At 63.6% G+C, this 17,350-nt stretch carries 20 protein-coding genes; 9 read left to right on the forward strand and 11 right to left on the reverse strand.

From position 1 onward, the window contains the following. Window positions 1-84 precede the first annotated feature (84 nt). Window positions 85-258 (forward strand): DUF1328 domain-containing protein, encoded by a 174-nt coding sequence (locus IVB36_RS18225; protein ID WP_007602280.1) that lies wholly within the window; start codon window positions 85-87, stop codon window positions 256-258. Window positions 259-434: 176 nt separating this feature from the next. Here IVB36_RS18225 and IVB36_RS18230 read toward each other — a convergent pair whose 3' ends face one another. Continuing rightward, window positions 435-794: a DUF427 domain-containing protein gene (locus IVB36_RS18230; protein WP_027567668.1), complete on the reverse strand. Its 360-nt coding sequence runs from the start codon at window positions 792-794 to the stop codon at window positions 435-437. Window positions 795-1,004: 210 nt separating this feature from the next. Between IVB36_RS18230 and IVB36_RS18235 the strand changes: the two genes are divergently transcribed. Both IVB36_RS18235 and IVB36_RS18240 read left to right on the forward strand, forming a co-directional pair. Then, window positions 1,005-1,241: a BolA family transcriptional regulator gene (locus IVB36_RS18235; RefSeq protein ID WP_007602284.1), complete on the forward strand. Its 237-nt coding sequence runs from the start codon at window positions 1,005-1,007 to the stop codon at window positions 1,239-1,241. A 24-nt stretch (window positions 1,242-1,265) separates the two neighbouring features. Next, complete coding sequence (locus tag IVB36_RS18240) at window positions 1,266-2,459, forward strand: low temperature requirement protein A (RefSeq protein ID WP_247392698.1); 1,194 nt, start codon at window positions 1,266-1,268, stop codon at window positions 2,457-2,459. A gap of 25 nt (window positions 2,460-2,484) precedes the next feature. On the opposite strand, the gene egtD is transcribed toward IVB36_RS18240, so the two are convergent. Both egtD and egtB read right to left on the reverse strand, forming a co-directional pair. Continuing rightward, window positions 2,485-3,456 carry an L-histidine N(alpha)-methyltransferase gene (gene egtD, locus IVB36_RS18245; protein ID WP_247392674.1) on the reverse strand — a complete coding sequence of 324 codons (972 nt, stop codon included), beginning with the start codon at window positions 3,454-3,456 and terminating at the stop codon, window positions 2,485-2,487. Window positions 3,457-3,508: 52 nt separating this feature from the next. Continuing rightward, window positions 3,509-4,801: an ergothioneine biosynthesis protein EgtB gene (gene egtB / locus IVB36_RS18250; protein WP_162496424.1), complete on the reverse strand. Its 1,293-nt coding sequence runs from the start codon at window positions 4,799-4,801 to the stop codon at window positions 3,509-3,511. Between the two features lie 240 nt (window positions 4,802-5,041). On the opposite strand from egtB, the gene grxD reads away from it, so the two are divergent. Genes grxD through IVB36_RS18270 form a run of 4 tightly spaced genes read left to right on the forward strand, consistent with a single transcriptional unit; the run spans window position 5,042 to window position 8,520 of the window. Continuing rightward, complete coding sequence (grxD, locus tag IVB36_RS18255) at window positions 5,042-5,368, forward strand: Grx4 family monothiol glutaredoxin (RefSeq protein ID WP_007602294.1); 327 nt, start codon at window positions 5,042-5,044, stop codon at window positions 5,366-5,368. 3 nt (window positions 5,369-5,371) lie between these two features. After that, window positions 5,372-5,923: an O-acetyl-ADP-ribose deacetylase gene (locus tag IVB36_RS18260; protein ID WP_018455537.1), complete on the forward strand. Its 552-nt coding sequence runs from the start codon at window positions 5,372-5,374 to the stop codon at window positions 5,921-5,923. A 46-nt stretch (window positions 5,924-5,969) separates the two neighbouring features. Continuing rightward, window positions 5,970-7,256: a serine hydrolase domain-containing protein gene (locus tag IVB36_RS18265; protein ID WP_026232971.1), complete on the forward strand. Its 1,287-nt coding sequence runs from the start codon at window positions 5,970-5,972 to the stop codon at window positions 7,254-7,256. A 1-nt stretch (window position 7,257) separates the two neighbouring features. After that, a complete protein-coding gene (locus IVB36_RS18270) occupies window positions 7,258-8,520 on the forward strand; it encodes a serine hydrolase domain-containing protein (protein WP_247392675.1) in 1,263 nt (420 codons plus the stop codon). Here IVB36_RS18270 and IVB36_RS18275 read toward each other — a convergent pair whose 3' ends face one another. The 6 genes from IVB36_RS18275 to murI form a co-directional block, all read right to left on the reverse strand. Further along, on the reverse strand, window positions 8,521-9,588 hold the full coding sequence (locus IVB36_RS18275) for a threonine aldolase family protein (RefSeq protein WP_247297275.1): 1,068 nt from the start codon (window positions 9,586-9,588) through the stop codon (window positions 8,521-8,523). A 90-nt stretch (window positions 9,589-9,678) separates the two neighbouring features. After that, entirely contained in the window at window positions 9,679-10,296 is a 618-nt protein-coding gene (rpsD, locus tag IVB36_RS18280) for a 30S ribosomal protein S4 (RefSeq protein WP_007602315.1), read from the reverse strand. 196 nt (window positions 10,297-10,492) lie between these two features. After that, window positions 10,493-11,260 (reverse strand): acyltransferase, encoded by a 768-nt coding sequence (locus IVB36_RS18285; protein ID WP_247392676.1) that lies wholly within the window; start codon window positions 11,258-11,260, stop codon window positions 10,493-10,495. 105 nt (window positions 11,261-11,365) lie between these two features. Next, complete coding sequence (locus IVB36_RS18290; RefSeq protein WP_027518835.1) at window positions 11,366-11,749, reverse strand: cupin domain-containing protein; 384 nt, start codon at window positions 11,747-11,749, stop codon at window positions 11,366-11,368. Window positions 11,750-11,811: 62 nt separating this feature from the next. Then, complete coding sequence (locus IVB36_RS18295; RefSeq protein WP_247297281.1) at window positions 11,812-12,585, reverse strand: aldolase/citrate lyase family protein; 774 nt, start codon at window positions 12,583-12,585, stop codon at window positions 11,812-11,814. 61 nt (window positions 12,586-12,646) lie between these two features. Beyond that, on the reverse strand, window positions 12,647-13,444 hold the full coding sequence (murI, locus tag IVB36_RS18300; protein WP_247297282.1) for a glutamate racemase: 798 nt from the start codon (window positions 13,442-13,444) through the stop codon (window positions 12,647-12,649). 173 nt (window positions 13,445-13,617) lie between these two features. Here murI and IVB36_RS18305 point away from each other — a divergent pair, with 173 nt between their 5' ends. Together IVB36_RS18305 and IVB36_RS18310 are read left to right on the forward strand one after the other, a co-directional pair. Then, window positions 13,618-14,169 carry a cytochrome b gene (locus IVB36_RS18305; protein ID WP_247297283.1) on the forward strand — a complete coding sequence of 184 codons (552 nt, stop codon included), beginning with the start codon at window positions 13,618-13,620 and terminating at the stop codon, window positions 14,167-14,169. Between the two features lie 107 nt (window positions 14,170-14,276). Beyond that, window positions 14,277-14,918, forward strand: a complete 642-nt coding sequence (locus IVB36_RS18310) for a glutathione S-transferase family protein (RefSeq protein ID WP_247297284.1) — start codon at window positions 14,277-14,279, stop codon at window positions 14,916-14,918. A gap of 16 nt (window positions 14,919-14,934) precedes the next feature. On the opposite strand, the gene IVB36_RS18315 is transcribed toward IVB36_RS18310, so the two are convergent. Together IVB36_RS18315 and IVB36_RS18320 are read right to left on the reverse strand one after the other, a co-directional pair. After that, the gene (locus IVB36_RS18315) at window positions 14,935-15,741 is read right to left on the reverse strand and encodes a cyclic nucleotide-binding domain-containing protein (RefSeq protein ID WP_018455547.1); all 807 of its coding nucleotides are present in this window, start codon (window positions 15,739-15,741) and stop codon (window positions 14,935-14,937) included. A gap of 278 nt (window positions 15,742-16,019) precedes the next feature. Continuing rightward, window positions 16,020-17,111 carry a preprotein translocase subunit SecD gene (locus tag IVB36_RS18320; RefSeq protein ID WP_247297286.1) on the reverse strand — a complete coding sequence of 364 codons (1,092 nt, stop codon included), beginning with the start codon at window positions 17,109-17,111 and terminating at the stop codon, window positions 16,020-16,022. Between the last annotated feature and the right edge of the window lie 239 nt (window positions 17,112-17,350).

Consider the following 17,350-nt stretch of genomic DNA (forward strand, 5'->3'; position numbering starts at 1 on the left):
CAGGAACCAGTTCCCTGCGACGAAGTTAGCGTTCGCCAAAAGGGCTTGAGGACCGCGGCAGGCGGTACAATTTCGGAGCTGGCGATGACGATCCTGAAATGGGCACTGATCTTCTTACTTGTCTCGATCGTAGCCGGCGTGCTCGGCTTCACCGGCATCTCGGCCGCCTCCGCCGACATCGCCCGCTTCCTGTTCTACGTGTTCGTCGCGATCTTCCTGGTGCTGCTGATCCTGGGGCTGACGATATTCAGGGCGTAGCGGGGCGCTGCCCACGCGCACAGTCGTCATGCCCGGGCTTGCCGTCTTCGCTGAAGTTTCGCCGGCCCAACACCTATAGCCCGGCGGAGCCGGGTGCCGGGCATCCACGTTGTTCTGTATCCGCGATTGCCCAAAAACGTGGATGGCCGGGACGAGCCCGGCCATGACGGAAGCAACTACCCCACTTCCTCGATCTTCACCTTGTCCGGATAGAAGGCGAGATGGCCCGAAATCTCGGTCATCGCGGGAAAGGGTGCCTCATAGGTCCAGATCGCGTTGTCCAGTGTCTTGCCGTCCGCCTTGACGCTGTAATAGCTCGCATCCCCCTTGTAGGGGCAGTGGGTGACGCGGTCGGTGCGCTCCAGCAGCGCCATGTTGGCGTCCTGTCGCGGCACATATTGCACCGCCGGATATTTCGCCTCTTTCAGCGTCAGCGCCTTTGTGGTCTCGGCGATCACGATATCGCCGGCCGTGACGCGGACGCGCCGGGGATTTGGGGTGATGGTGATGGGGTGGTCGGGCCCTGGAAGCTTCATGATTTCACGCCTTTTTCGATCACTCTGCCGCGCGCGGCACTTTGTCGTGGCTTTATCCAGATCGGATCACCGATATAGTGCCGGAAGGCGTGACGTAGAAGGCCGTTCACGCTAAGTTTGGCCGCGCCGGAAGGTTGGCTTTGTAGAACCGGACCCCGGCAGCGATTCGACGACAAGACTGATTGCAGCCGAGACAGGAGCACGATTCGAATGCCAATGGACGCCCACGATATCGAGGCGATGATCAAGGCAGCGATCCCCGATGCCGAGGTGACCATCCGTGACCTCGCCGGGGACGGCGATCACTATGCCGCGACCGTGATCTCGGAGACCTTCCGCGGCAAGTCCCGCGTCCAGCAGCACCAGATCGTCTATCAGTCCCTCCGCGGCCAGATGGGCGGCGTGCTGCATGCGCTGGCGCTGCAAACCGGGGTGCCGGGCGCTTGATCTGATCGTGACGGGGTGATGACGATGGCTGCGGACAATCCGCGCGGCGCGATGTTTCGCGTCATCCTGCCAAACCAGCACAGCCGCGTCACTAATGCCGAGCTGTTCTTCGACCTGGTCTTCGTTTTCGCGATCACGCAGGTCTCGCACACACTGCTGCACCATTTCACGCCACTCGGTGCGGTGCACGTCGCGGTGCTGTTTCTCGCGGTATGGTGGGTGTGGGTCTACACCGCCTGGGTCACCAACTGGCTCGATCCCGAGCTGACGCCGGTCCGCATCCTGATCTTCCTGATGATGCTGGGCGGCCTCGTGCTGTCGACGACGATCCCGACCGCCTTCGAGGGGCGGGGTCTGTGGTTTGCGATCGCCTACGCGACGATGCAGGTCGGGCGCACCGCCTTCTGGATGTTTGCAACGCCGCGGCATCGAACTGCGGTCCGGCACAATGCGATCCGCATCCTGACCTGGCTCTCGGTCTCCGCAGTGTTGTGGATCGCGGGCGGCCTCGCCCATGACGAGGCGCGGCTATGGTTCTGGATCGTGGCGCTGACGATCGAATATGTCTCGCCGGCGGTGCGCTTCTGGGTCCCGAAACTGGGCTTCTCGTCGGTCGAGGCCTGGGCGGTCGAGGGCGGCCACATGGCCGAGCGCTGCTCGCTGTTCGTCATCATCGCGCTTGGCGAGGCCGTCGTCGTCAACGGCGCGACGTTCGCCGAGCTTGACTGGACCGCGAACAACATTCTGGCCTTCGTCTCCGCGCTGGTCGGCAGCATCGCGATGTGGTGGGTCTATTTCCACAAGGGCGCCGAGGCCGGCGCCGAGCGCATCTCGAGATCCGCTGAATCCGGCCGGTTGGCGCGGCTCGCCTATACCTATCTGCACATGCCGATCGTCGCCGGCATCATCCTGACCGCGGTCTCCGATGAGCTGGTGCTGAAGCATCCGGTCGGCCATTCCGATATCAGGACCGTCGTCAGCACGATCGGCGGTCCCTTGCTGTTCCTGGTCGGTACCATCCTGTTCAAGCACGCGATCCGCGGCTTCCTCCAGCTGTCGCACGGCATCGGCATCATTCTGCTTGTGGTGCTGTGGTGGTTCGCCGCCGAACTGTCCCCGCTATGGCTGTCGGTCGCCGCGACGGTGATCATGATCATTGTTGCGGTATGGGAGTCGATCTCGCTGGGATCGACGGTGGAAGAGGCTGGGGAGCATTGAGCCGGCGCCATTGGCGCCGGAGCGCTTACTCCGCCACCTCCAGCGCGTGCACCGAGAACATCTTCGCCGCATCCGTCCAGCTCTCGCGCACCCGCCAACCCGCGCCTTGCGCCAGCGTCGCGAAGCGCTCGATGCTGTATTTGTAGCTGTTCTCGGTGTGGATGCTCTCGCCCGCGCGGAACGAAAAGCTGGTGCCGAGCAGGCGCACGGTCTGGCTCTTCTTGCTGATCAGGTGCATCTCGATGCGGTGCCGCTCGCGATTGTAGATCGCGCGATGGGTGAAGGCGGAAAGGTCGAAATTGCCGCCGAGCTCGCGGTTGATCCGCACCAGCACATTGAGATTGAAGCGCGCGGTGACGCCGGCGGCATCGTTATAGGCGTCGTGGAGCAGGCGCTCCTCCTTCTCGAGATCGGCGCCGATGATGATCTGCGCGCCGCGGCCCAGAATGGCGCGTGCGCTCTTCAGGAAGGCCTGCGCTTCATGCGGCTCGAAATTGCCGATGGTCGAGCCTGGGAAGAACCCGACCTTGGGCATGGTCGCCACCGCCTTGGGCAGCTCGAACGGCGTGGTGAAGTCGGCCGCCACCGGGTAGATGCCGAGTGACGGAAAATCCCGCTTCAGTCCGTTTGCCTGCGCCGTCAGGAAGTCGCCGGAGATGTCGACGGGCACATAGGCCGCGAACTTGCAGTGGTTGAGCAGCAGGCGGACCTTTGTGGTCGCGCCTGCGCCGAATTCGACGAGGGCCGCGTGCTCCGGAATGATTTTCGCGATCTCGCTGCCGCGCTCCTTCAGGATCGCTAGCTCCGTGCGCGTCGGGTAATATTCCGGCAGCCGCGTGATGGCCTCGAACAATTCAGATCCGGCCGCATCGTAGAAATATTTCGGCGACAGCTTTTTAGGCTGCTGCGACAGGTCCTCGATGGCCTCGCGGGCAAAGGCGGTGGTCTGTTCGTCGGGAAGATGGGCTTCGGCCAAGGCGCTAGCGTGCACATTCATGATACTCTCCTGAACGCGCTGTCCGGCGCGCATTTGTCGTCGGATGAGAATTTTACTCGTAGTCGGCGAGCCGCAGTCCCGTGAATTGCCAGCGGTGGTGCGGATAAAAGAAGTTGCGATAGGTGATACGGCTGTGCCCCTCCGGAGTTGCAAGCGAAGAGCCGCGCAGCACCAGCTGGTTGACCATGAACTTGCCGTTGTATTCGCCGAGCGCGCCTTCGATCGCGCGATAGCCGGGATAGGGCGAGTAGGACGATCGCGTCCACTGCCAGACGATGCCGAAGGCATCGTTGAGCTGGCCCGAGCGGGCCGCGACCTCCCATTCCATCTCGGTCGGCAGATGTTTTCCGGCCCAGCGCGCAAAGGCGTCAGCCTCGTAATAGCTGACGTGGCAGACGGGCGCGTCGGGATCGACCGGCTTGAGGCCGGCCAGCGTCATCACATGCCATTGGCCGTCGATCTCGCGCCAATGACCGGGGCAGTCCCAGCCCTCGTTGTTCACGGCCGCAAAACCGTCCATCAGCCACAGCGTTGCGGTCCGGTAGCCCCCGTCACGCATGAAGGCGAGCCATTCGCGATTGGTGACGAGATTGCGTGCGAGCTTGACCGGGCCGACGAGGGCGCGGTGCGCCGGCTTCTCGTTGTCGAAATGAAAACTATCATCGACGTGACCGACGGTGTGGATGCCTTCGTTCAGCGTCAGCCAATCCTCGCTGGCCGGCGTCGCGGCCGGGAAGCGCCAGTCCGGATCATAGGCCGGCGGGATCGGGTTCTGCGCGAAGGCGTGCAGGATGTCGGTGAACATCAATTCCTGATGTTGCTGCTCGTGATTGAGGCCGACCTCGACCAGCGGCGCGATCTCGCGAAGCTTGTCCTCGCCGGCGTCGCGGAAGAATTTCACGACGGCAGCGTCGACATGTTTTCGATAAGCGCCGACCTGATCGGCGCTCGGACGGGTGATGTCGCCGCGGTGATTGCGGGAATGGCGCGGACCGGCGCTGACGTAATAGGAATTGAACAGGAAGGCGAAGTCAGGGTGAAAGGGCCGGTAGCCCGCACAGTGCTCGCCGAGCACGAACTGCTCCCAGAACCACGTGGTGTGCGCCCTGTGCCATTTCGTCGGGCTCGCATCCGGCATGGACTGGATCTGCTGGTCCTCCGGCGACAGTGGCGCGGCCCGGCGCTCCGTCTCGTCGCGAACGGCGAGAAACGCGTCTTCCAGCCTCTGGGCAAGGCCGCCCAAATCGACCGACAGTGACGGAGCGGGGGCCGGAGCGGAGGCTTGTTTCGTCACGTTTTTCTCCAGACAGGACAAGAGAACGTTGTTGGTGTGGACGGGTTCCAAAACGCCGGGTTCGTCCTAGATAGGGGCTCCGTGACGGTATGAAAGTCCTCCCTGACGATGATATTCGTGGCATCATGCAATGGGCCGGTGCAGCCGAGAGCGGTCCACAAGAGGCAGCTCGCCGCCATTTTACTTTGGATGCACAACGGTTTGGGCTACATATATACCCAGGTATCGGGTTAGATCGGCGGAGCCAGCCCGAAGCAATTGGAGTGGGCTCCGCCCCATAAGGACACGGATATGAGCATCGAGGAATTCATCGCCAACGAAGTGAAGTCGAACGACGTGGTTCTGTTCATGAAGGGCACACCGCAATTTCCGCAGTGCGGGTTCTCCGGCCAGGTCGTCCAGATCCTCGACCACATCGGCGTCGGCTATAAGGGCCTCAACGTTCTCGAATCCGCCGAACTGCGCAACGGCATCAAGGACTATTCGAACTGGCCGACCATTCCGCAGCTCTATGTGAAGGGCGAGTTCGTCGGCGGCTGCGACATTGTCCGCGAGATGTTCCAAGCCGGTGAATTGCAGCAGCTCTTCTCCGAAAAGGGCGTCGCTGTCGCGGCCTGATACGTGACCCAGCTGACGCGCCGGATCGGCGGCGCGGAGCTCAAGGTCATCGTTGCCGACATCACCACGCTGAGCGTTGACGCCATCGTCAACGCGGCCAACACGTCGCTCCTGGGTGGGGGCGGCGTGGATGGCGCGATCCATCGGGCGGCCGGGCCCGAGCTTCTAGCCGCGTGCCGGAAGCTCGGAGGATGCCCGACCGGCGATGCCAAGATCACGAAGGGCTACCTTCTCCCTGCGCGTCATGTCATCCATGCAGTCGGTCCGGTCTGGCACGGCGGCACTCGCGGTGAGGCAGAGGCGCTGGGCTCCTGTTATCGCCGTGCGCTTGAGCTCTGCGGGGCCAATCAGCTGACCTCCGTGGCGTTCTCCGCGATTTCGACCGGGGTTTACGGCTTTCCAGCCGACCAGGCCGCGAAGATTGCGGTCCATGCGACCATTGAGGCCCTGCCGGCCGCGCCGTTGGTCGTCGACGTCATATTTTGCTGTTTCTCGGAAAAGAGCGCGGCTCTGCACGCGGACGCTTTGGCGCGGTACGGCGGCCCTTGTGCCTGATGACGTGGTCGGTACACTCCGCCGGGCCATGTTCCGGGGAGGGGATATGATTTCACAGTCTGGACTGCGCGCGCTTGTCTGCGCCGCGCTTGTATCGTTAGGTACGATGTCGTTCGCGCGGGCGGAGGGCACCTACGAGATTCCGGCCGGCGCGCATTTCAATCCGGACAAGCTCGCGAGGATCACCGAGTTCTTCAAGAACGAGGTCGCGACCGGCAAGATCGCAGGGGCAAACGTCCTCATCAAGCAACATGGCAAGCCCGTCTACCACGAAGTCTTCGGCGTGCAGGACGCCGTCAGCAAGGCGCCGATCACCGACAAGACGATCTTCCGCCTGTTCTCGATGAGCAAGGCGATCACTTCCGTCGTTGCAGTGAAGTTGATCGAGGAAGGTACGATCAAGCTCGACGATCCCGTCTCGAAATACATTCCCTCCTTCGCCAATGTGAAAGTCGGCGTCGAGAAGAAGGCCGAGGACGGCACCAAGTCGCTCGAGCTCGTGCCGCCCAACCGGCCGATGACGGTGCACGATTTGATGACGCACACCTCCGGCGTCACCTACGGCTTCTATGGCGACAGCCTGGTCCGCAAGGCCTATCGCGACGCCAACATCTATGCCGGCGATTTCGACCTCGCGGAGTTCGCCGAGCGCATCGCAAAACTGCCGCTGCACAACCAGCCGGGCGCGCTGTGGCAATACGGCCATTCCACCGACATCCTGGCGCGGGTCATGGAAGTCGCGGCCGGCAAGCCGCTCATCGAGATCGAACGGGAGAAGCTGCTCGACCCGCTCGGCATGGTCGACACCGGCTTCTTCGTCACCGATCCCGAGAAGCAGAAGCTGCTGGCGCAGCCGGTGCCGAACGACAGCGATTTCCGGGTCGGGCGGATCAACGATCCGACAGTCGTCAAGAAGATCCAGTTCGCCAGCGGCGGTATGGTCACGACCATGGCCGATTATGAGCGCTTTACGCAGATGCTGCTACAGGGCGGCAATCTCGACGGCAAGACGATTCTCAAGCCCGAGACGTTCAAGCTGATGGTGACTGACCAGATCGGCCTCAAGTCGGGCGTCGATCGCGATTATTTTTATTTCCCCGGTGACGGTTTTGGTTTCGGTCTCGGACTTGCGGTGCGCACCGACCCCGGCAACGCAAAACCGCCGCCGCCCGGCGATCTCGGCGAATTGAAATGGGATGGCGCCTCCGGCTGCTATTTCGTGGTCGACCCCAAGCAGGACATGTTCTTCGTGCTGCTGGAGCAGACCCCGACCGAGCGCCAGCGCGTGCAGCGAACATTGAAGCAGCTGGTTTATGAAGCGATGGAGAATTGACATGTTCGGGCGCCGCGCATTGATCGCGGCGCTCGTCCTTCTCGCCGGCGGCATCGTTGCGAAGGCAGGTTCCGAGAGACCTGCGGTCCACACGCTCGCGCCCGCGGGGCTGGCGAAGGTTTCCGACTACATCCGCAACGAGGTGGCCACCGGCAAGATCCCCGGAGCCATCCTGCTGCTTCAGCAGCACGGCAAGCCGGTCTATTATCAGAATTTCGGCGTCCGCGACGTCGCGACCGAGTTATCGATGAGCGCGGACACGATCTTCCGCCTCTATTCGATGTCAAAGCCGGTGACCTCAGTCATGGCGATGATGCTGGTTGAGGAGGGCAAGCTGTCGCTCGACGATCCCGTCTCGAAATACATTCCGGCCTTCGCCGGCATGAAGGTCGGCATCGAGAAGAAGGCCGAGGACGGCAAAGTCGCCCTGGTGCTGGAGCCGCTGGAGCGACCCATCACGATCAAGGATCTGCTGCGCCACACCTCGGGGCTGCCTTACGGCTATTACGGCGGCGGCATGGTGCGCGAGCTCTATGCGAACGCCAATCTCTTCAACAGCGATCTGACCAACGCCGAATTCGCCGCCAAGATCGCCACGCTGCCGCTTGTCGAGCAGCCCGGCACGGTGTGGGATTACGGCTATTCCACCGACGTGCTCGGCCGCGTCGTCGAAATCATTGCGGGAAAGACGCTGCTGCAGTTCGAGAAGGAGCGGCTGCTCGATCCGCTCGGCATGACCGAGACGGCTTTCTTCGTCGCCGATCCCGCCAAATTCCCGCGCATCGCCGAGCCGATGCCGGAGGACCGCAACATCAATCCGACGACGCAGGTCCGCGACATCAGGCGGCCTGCGACCTGGGAATCGGGCGGCGGCGGCATGGTCGGTACGATCGGCGACTACGCCCGCTTCGCCCAGATGCTGCTGAATGGCGGCACCTATGACGGCCGACGCTATCTCAAACCGGAGACCATTGCGCTGATGGCCTCGGATCATATCGGTCCGGAGACGAAGATCGCGCGCGACCAGAACTATTATCCGGGCGGGTCTTCCGGCTTCGGCCTCGGCCTCGCCGTGCGCATCTTGGTGCCTCCTGGAACAACGTGGCCGCTTGGCGAATATCGCTGGGACGGCGTCGGCGGCACGTTCTTCTTCATCGATCCCGAGGACGATCTGTTCGGGATCTTCATGGTGCAGACCCCGACGCAGCGCGGCCGGATTCAACTGGCGCTGAAGACGCTGATCTACCAGGCGATGGGGCGGTGATTACGCTCCGCGCACGATCTCGCGGATATATCCGATCGTCTCCTCGACCTGGCTCGCATTGACGTCGAGATGCGTGCAGGCGCGGATGCGGCCGTCCATCATCGCAAGCGTCACGCCGCGCTGGCGCAGCGCCGCGACCATCTTGTCGCCGGGAACGCCGGTACCATCGGGCTTGAAGAACACCAGGTTGGTTTCGGGCTCCTGCACCTCGATGCCTGCGATCTGCGACAGTCCGCGGGCGAGCGCGCGCGCGTTGGCGTGATCGTCGGCGAGCCGATCGACATGATGGTCGAGCGCGTAGATGCAAGCCGCCGCGCAGATTCCGGCCTGTCGCATCGAGCCGCCGAGGCGCTGCTTCCACTGCCAGACCGCATCGATGAAGGCGCGCGAGCCCGCGAGCACGCCTCCGATCGGCGCGCCCAAGCCCTTCGAAAAGTCGATCCAGGCCGAATCCCACCCCGCGGTCATGTCGCGCGGAGAGATGCCGCTCGCAACTGTGGCATTGAGCAGGCGCGCGCCGTCCATGTGGGTGACGAGGCCATGTTGTTTCGCGATCGCGACGATCTCGTCGAGCGCGGCCTTCTTCCAGACCGTACCGCCGCCGATATTGGCGGTCTGCTCGACGCTGACCACCGTCTGCGGCGGCTGGTAGCGGGTACGCGGATGCAGCGCTCTGCGAAAGGTCTCCGGCGTGAACTGGCCGTCGGGTCCCTTCAGCTGCGTGACCTGAAAGCCGCCGATCGCGGCATGCGCGCCGCCTTCGCGCGCGATGATGTGGGCGCTCTCATGGGCGAGGATCTCGTCGCCGGGGCGGCAATGCACCAGCGTCGCGGTGACGTTGCACATCGTGCCTGACGGCATGTACACCGCGGCTTCCTTGCCGAGCAGCTCGGCCACGCGCTCGCACAGGGCGTTCACGGTCGGATCGTCGCCGACCTGCTCGTCGCCGACCTCCGCCCGCGCCATCGCCTCGCGCATCGCAGGTGTCGGCTTTGTCTGCGTGTCCGAGAGCAGATTGATGCGCACCGGCGGCGCCTTGGGATCGATCGGGGGAGGGGTATAGAGCATGCGACGCCTCCTGAAGGTAAACGGCCACTGAAGTGTGGCTCTTTAAGCAAAAAAGGCCCCGGCGAACCGGGGCCTTTCGATATTCAGATCTTAGCGCGAATAGAATTCGACGACCAGATGCGGCTCCATCTGCACCGGGAACGGCACGTCGGAGAGGTGCGGGATGCGAATGTATTTCGCGGTCATCTTGCCATGGTCGACTTCGAGATAGTCGGGGGTGTCACGCTCGGAGAGCTGGCTGGCTTCGAGGACGTGGGCAAGCTGCTTGGATGATTCCTTGACCTCGATCACATCGCCGAGCTTGACCAGATAGCTCGAGATGTTGACCTTGCGGCCGTTCACCTTGACGTGGCCGTGGTTGATGAACTGGCGCGCGGCGAAGATCGTCGAGACGAACTTGGCGCGGTACACAACCGCGTCGAGACGGCGCTCGAGCAAGCCGATCAGGTTCTCGCCGGTGTCACCCTTGAGGCGGCTGGCCTCGACATAGATGCTGTGGAACTGACGCTCGGAGATGTTGGCGTAATAGCCCTTCAGCTTCTGCTTGGCGCGGAGCTGCACGCCGAAGTCGGAGAGCTTGCCCTTGCGGCGTTGGCCGTGCTGGCCGGGGCCGTATTCGCGGCGGTTCACGGGGCTCTTCGGGCGGCCCCAGATGTTCTGGCCCATACGGCGATCGAGCTTGTACTTCGCCTCACTGCGCTTAGTCATCGCGTCCTCTTCAGGTACTTGGTTTGAGGAAACGCGCCCTCCTGTGTGACGGGCTAGCCCGGCACTGACAGGTCCGATCCCAAAGCTTAAGGGACAGGACCACGGGTCGCGAAACGCTTCGCGGGCCGAAATCGGCCCGCGAGCAAGCGGCTTTTAGGGGGATTTGGGGCTCGCTGTCAATGCGAATGGCCCGGAATCACGTTCCGACTGCCCGGATCGACTTCGACCCGGCCGCACGCAATTCGGCAGCGATTTCAGTGTTCAGGACCTGTTCCAGCCGGGTCAGGACGCGGGCGATCGGGGCGGCGTCGGTGACCCGATGATCCCAGCGGATCACGACATGGATGGTCTGGTCAGGCCCGACCACCCCATAGCTGACGATGAAGGGGCCGGGCGTGATCGGGTGAAGCTCGCCACCGCCATAGGCGGCCACCGAGCTCACTGCGAAGCTGCCGAACCAGTTGCCGCGCTGCCGGCCGAAATTCAGCCCGATCGCCCAAGACAGCCGCCGCAACGGCAGCGGCAGGCGGGTCGCCCGCATGATCTTGCGAAACATGGGAATTTCGTCGATCGGGGCGGTCTTTGCGTGCCGGATCTCGGCGTCGACCGCAGTCAGCGTCATGGCCTCGGGAGCCGCGATTCGCTGCGGGATCACGCATTCCTCGCCGCCCTCGACCCGGGCAATGGCCACCGACGCTACGCTCTTCGGCAGCTCGTAAAGCGACGGCCAGGGCCATTTGGCATAGACGGTACGCAGGACCGGCTCGTCCCTGGCGAGGAGGGCAAAAGCCTTGACGAACATGGCCGCCCAGCCGGCTGGCGCCATCGCGCCCGCGCGGGCCTCCAGCAGGGGGCCAATATCGAGCGAACGGGACAGGGACACGAAGGGCACGCCCATCGAGGCGTGCATGAGGTCGATAATCAGGCGACGCGGCAGCGAAATGGTCTTGGGCGTCCCGCGCATCGCTCTTTGGTTTCCCCTGATTAAAGTTTGTGCAGCGAGCGGGGTTCCCGCTCGCCGCCTGCTCTAGCACGAACCAACCCGCATGGGGCCGGTCGGTTCGCCGCATCAGGGCGCCGGCGAGGCCAGCGGCTTAGTCTTGTCGACGACGTAAACTCCAAGCACTTTCATAGCCTTATCGCCGTGGGCTTTGGCGTCATGCACGACGCCCGCCGGGATCTGGTAGGAATCGCCGGCTTTCAGCGTCTTTTCCGGCTGCCCGTCGATGAGGAGATTGAGTTCACCTTCGAGCACGTAGCCGGTCTCGATGCCCGGATGGGTATGGCGTCCGGCCGCGCCGCCCGCCGGGACCTCCGCGATGGCCGTGATGGTGTTGTAGCCATCCGGAAACTCGACCTTCTGGAGCGGGGTGCGCTTGATGCCGGGCTGCTGGGCGAAGGCCGCAACAGCGAGGCCGGTGAAGGCGAGAGCGAGCAAAGTCTTTTTGAGCATGGTTTTTCCTCCCTGGAACGGCTGAGCCTAGCAGCGCCGCGGTTCCCGGCAAGACTCAATGGCTAGCGCTTGATCCCCTCGAACGCTGCTATGATGCCGCGCTGGAATAGCGACCAGTCGAAGCCGAGCGCGATCGCGCGGTAGCCGCGGTCGACCAGGGCGTTGGCCTGGTCCGCGGTACGGGCCACACCGCCGATCGGCACACCGCTTCTGAGGATGCCGGCCTCGGCCCGCGCCACCAGCTCCAGCAATTCCGGATCGTCCATCTGGCCGCGCTTGTTGATGGAGGTGGCGAGATCGCCGGGGCCGATCACAGCTACATCGATGCCGGGCGTGGCCATGATCTCGTCGATGCGGTTGACGGCGTCGACGTGCTCGATCGTGATCATGCAGATCATCTCGTCGTCGGCGCTGGCCATGTAGTCCGGCATCGACTGGCCCCAGCGGAATGGCGCATGGAACGGACCCCAGAGCCGATCGCCGCGTGGAGGATAGCGCACGCTGCGCACTGCTTTCTCGGCCTCCGCGCTATTGGTGATCATCGGGAAATTGATGCCGAAGGCGCCGATGTCCATCGGTGCCTTCGCAAGCCATGGCTCGTTCGCCGCGATGCGCACCAGCGGCGTGCATGGGGTGCCGGTGGTGGCCGCGATCATCGCATGTGCTTCGGTCAGTCCAATCGGCCCGTGCTCGAGATCGACGATGATCCAGTCGAGAGAGCGCGCCATGATCTGCACGGTCTGCACGCTCGGGATCGTCGCGATCGCGCCGAAGGCAGGACGACCCTCGCGCCAGAGCTGGCGAAGACGGTTGAGCGGCGTGGTCGGGACGGACATGGGAAGAACCTGTAGGAAACGACGACGGCGGACCCTAGCAGCGGGGCGTCGAGGCGCAAGATCAGGCTGGAATGCGGCCGCCGAAGAACGGCGTCAGCATGGCCGAAAGGCCATGCACGCGGTTCGAGGTGAAGATCATTTCGGCGCCGGATTGCGCGATGCCACCGGTGTGCGGGCCGAGCAGATCCGAGACGCGGCGGGCGATCGCGGGCGCCGGATCAATCCAGTCGACCGGCCAGGGGGCGAGCTTTTTCAGCCGGTCGAGCAGCAGCGGGTAATGCGTGCAGGCGAGCACCACGGTGTCGGTGCGTGCGCCTGCGTCCCCGGCATCGCCCACGAAACACGGGGCGAGCTCGGCGAGGATGGCGTCGTCGCTGACGGGAGAGCCGCTGAGCTCGGATTCAGCCAGCGCGGCCAACTCGGGCGAGCCGACCAGTGTCACCTCGCAACCCTGCGCGAAATCGCGGATCAGCGCCTTGGTGTATTCGCGCTTCACCGTGCCCCTGGTGCCGAGCACCGACACGCGCCGGCTCCTCGACTGCGCGCAGGCCGGCTTGATCGCCGGCACCGTGCCGACGAAGGGCAGGGAATAAGCGGCGCGCAGATGCGATAGGACCAGCGTGGACGCCGTGTTGCAGGCGATCACGACGAGGTCAGGATCGTGCATGCCGATCAATTCCCCCATCAGCGGCACCACGCGGGCGATGATCTCGTCCTCGCTGTGGTGGCCATACGGGAAGAAGGCGTCGTCCGCGACGTAGACGTAATGCGCGTCGGACCGCGCAGCCACGACCTCACGCAGGACCGTGAGGCCGCCAAGGCCGGAATCGAACACCAGAATCGTCGGGGAATTGGTCACGTGAACACTCTAGCCCGCCATGGTTACCATTCGGTTTTTGGGGCGGTTTTGCGGCAGGGGCACTTAGGGCTATTTTGGAACGATTCAATTTCGCGACGGCCACATGTTCCCGGTATCAGCTGCCGTACTGCGGTGCGGACAGGGACAGGCCCGCAAAACTCCGGAGCACCGACATGATCAGAAATACCAGTTACGGCTGGGGCAGCATTTCCCGATGGCTGCACTGGAGTCTGGCGCTGACCATCATCGGCATGATCGGCTTCGGGTGGTGGATGAACCATATCCCGGCGCGTCCCGACCGCTTCTTCTACCGCTCGATCCACGCCGATATCGGATATGTGATCCTGCTGCTCACGGTGCTTCGCCTGGTCTGGCGTCTCGTCGACCCGGCGCCCGCCATGCCGGCCGGGACCTCGCGCTGGCAGAAGGTCGCGGCCCATGTCAGCCACGGCGCGCTCTACCTCGCCGTCATCGTCGTCACCCTGCTCGGCTGGGCGCATTCCGGTGCGCACGCCCCTGATTATTCGGACTTCTTCGGCCTGTTTCACGTGCCGCAATTCACGGCTCCCGACCGCGCGGCGGCTGGCGTCTATGAAGACCGCCACATCCTCTTTGCCTATGTGCTGCTCGCCTTGATCGCGATTCACGTGATCGCCGCCCTGTGGCACCATTTCATCCGCCGCGACCGCATCGTGGCGCGGATGGTGACGGACGAGGCGGGGTAGGGCGGACATGGGAGGAAGCATCGCGCCCGCGATTGCTTCGCGGCGCTCGCAATGACGGAGTAAGGTGTGGGGTCACGAACTATCCAATTGCGATCGCAGGAGGCCTCATGCTCACCGTCCATCATCTCGGCAAGTCGCAGTCCGAGCGTATCGTCTGGCTGTGCGAGGAGCTGGGGATTCCCTACGAGTTGAAGCGCTATGCGCGCGATCCCGTCACCATGCTGGCTCCGGCCGAGTACAAGGCGCTGCATCCGGCTGGCACGGCGCCGGTGATCACCGACGGCGAGTTGGTGCTCGCGGAATCCGGCGCCGTCGTCGACTACATCGTTGCAAAATATGGCAACGGCCGACTCGTGCTCGGTCCCACTGATCCCGCCTTCGCGCAGTTTCTGTATTGGGTTCATTTCGCCAATGGCAGCCTGCAACCCGGTATGGGACGGATGATGATCCTGAACCGGCTCGATCTCGCCAAGGACAATCCGACCCTGCTCGCGATGAAGGGGCGTCTCGATCAGGCCTACGATCTTCTCGACGCAAGGCTTCGCGAGGCCGAATATCTTGCGGGCAGCGCCTTCACGACCGCCGACATCATGACAGTTTTCTCGCTGACCACGATGCGCTACTTCCAGCCCTATGACCTCCAGCGCTCTCCGAACGTGGTCAAATATCTCGGCCGCATCAGTGCGCGGGCGGGCTATCGGCGTGCGATGGAGAAGGGCGACCCGGGCATGGCGCTGCTCTTGGACTGAGCGGCGAGGCGATCGCTCACGCGATCCTGTTCGTGGTGGCGGCCCTCTCTGTTGCCAGCTGCTTCTGCAGGCGCTCGATGTTTTGCAGCAGCCGCTGGCTGGTCAGCACCAGGAAGTAATAGCCGAACTGCGGGTCCTGGAAGTAGATCTCGAGCAGCCGGTCGTAGGTGATCGTCAGCACCTGGCCGTCCTCGATGCATTCGACCGTTCCGGTGCGCCGGTTGTCCGGCGTGAGGAAGCCGAGTTCGCCCATGAGCGTTCCGGGCAGGATTTCGATGTTGATCTCCTTGACCAGGAACTTGCCGGTGACGGTGAGGAACATCTCGTTAGCCGGATCGCGCAGCTTGAACAGCGTATCGCCGCGACGATATTTGCGTTCGGTCATGAACGGCTTGAGCCATTCGATCGACATGTCGCCTTCGGCTGCATGGCGCGCCTTCTTGACGAGCTTGAGCATCTGCCGCAGGCGCAAGGCGTTGATCGGTAGCAGCAGGAGATAGAGCAGGAAGGTCGACACGTTGGCGGAGAGCGCGCCGAAGACGGCGAAGAACGCGCAGCCGACCATGTTGGCGACGCGCAGCGGCACCATCGTTCGCATCAGGAGGGTGGCGACGAAGAAGCCGGCGCCGACCGCGGCGAACATATTGGCCAACGTGATGTTCTGGACGAAGATCTCCAGCATCCGATTGAAGATCGAGTCATAGGTGACGTTGTTTGGATCGAGGCCCATCTGGACCAGGATCTTCGCGATCCTGAGGTTATCCGTCGCCGCCTCGAGAATGCGGTCGAGGATCGACGAAATGTCTGTGCTGCCGGACGGCATGGTACTATCCCCGCGTAAGGCCTTCAGTCCCGGTCGGTATTCTCGACACCTATAGCCGAAATCGAACGACGACCGCTTGAATGAAGTTTTGGGCCGCCGTGCCGCAAGAGGCAAATTTTAGCCTGATCGGGCGTTTCGGCAATTGCCTGTTTGGCGGTGCATATGGCCGTGGCGCGCCCGCGATTCGGGGGCCAGTGGGTACGAGCCTCGGCGTGGTCGACCTCGGCGGCCGACCGGGCGAGGGGGACCAGGCGTGGGCGTGGGGCGATCCCCCCGCCTTAGGGCTTGGCGGGCGGCACGACCTCCTGCTCGACCAAGCCGAGGTGCCCCGGCAGTGAACCAGCGCGCAGCAGCATGGCGACGCTGTTTGCTTCCTCCAGGGTGAAATTGCCGGAGATCTGGCCCGAGCCGCCGGTGATGGGCTCGCGGATGATGGGGGCGGAGATCACCTTGCCGTCGAGCACGATGGCGAAGGGCTTTGCGATATTCTCTTCGGTGATGTGGGCAAAGCGCCGCGTGCCGCGGCCGTTGAAGCGGAACGAGGCGATCGGCTCTTTCGTGGCGCTCGCAAACCCCGGGCCCGCATAGCTGATGTCGTCGCCGTCGAGCACGCTGTCCTTGGCGACCAGATAAAGGCTCTTGTCCTTGAAGCCGGGCAGGACTTCCGTGCCTGCCGGTGGCGTGCCGGATTGCGCCTGCTCCGGCGGCACCGAGAGGTCGATCAGGCGGAAGCCGACCTTGACCCTGCGGGCGAAGACCGCGGTGACGCGCTCGGGCTCCATCACACCGGGCAGGAAGATGCGGATGCGGTCGGTCCCATCGGGCTGGACGCTGGCCAGCTGGACGCCGGCCTCCTTCAGACGCTGCTCGATCATGGCGATGGCATCTTCGACGAGTTCGTGCAACCGCGCGGCGGATGCCGCATTGGTCGGCACGAGCCTGACCAGTCCGTCGCCGTCGGTCACGGCGAGTGCATGCGACGGCAATCCTTCCGCGGCCGACGCGAGCTTGCGCGCGAGTTGCTCGCGGCCCTTGACGTCGGCAATCTTCAACTCAACGCCGCCGTCGCGGATCGCAAGACCGGAGAAGGCGATCTTGCCCTCGCGCAGGTTCTTGTAGACGTCGTCGCGCAAATCCGTGACTACGCTCTCGCGCAGGCCATCGGTGTCCACCTTGTAGACGATGCGTGACCCGCCGAGCTTCTCCATCTTGTCGCCGATGAAGGCCGAGATCTTGGCGCGCATCTTGTCGAGCTGGCCGTCCTCGGCGAGTGCCGCGCGGGGGAGGGCGATCACCGATGTCATGATCCCCGCTGTCACGGCGAGCGCGATGAACAGCCGGGTAGCGCAATCCCGCGGGGGCGTAGTCATGATCACCTCAGTCTTGCGCCAGGGCGCTGGCGAGGACGCCGGCATGTGAGTCCTATGCCAGTTCTTGGTCCCCGGATCGGGCGCGCAGGTTCAAAAGCCTCTCACCACAGCCCGATTACGGCGGCCGTTAGGTCATGGACGAACGCCAAATCATCCATCATTCTGCCCGTGCTCGGCCGGCCATCGGTCGAGGCCCCGCCAACCCAAAAGTCAAAAGACAGGGCGCGGGGAAATGCATC

This window comes from Bradyrhizobium sp. 35, assembly GCF_023073215.1.
Taxonomy (GTDB): Bacteria; Pseudomonadota; Alphaproteobacteria; order Rhizobiales; family Xanthobacteraceae; genus Bradyrhizobium; species Bradyrhizobium canariense_D.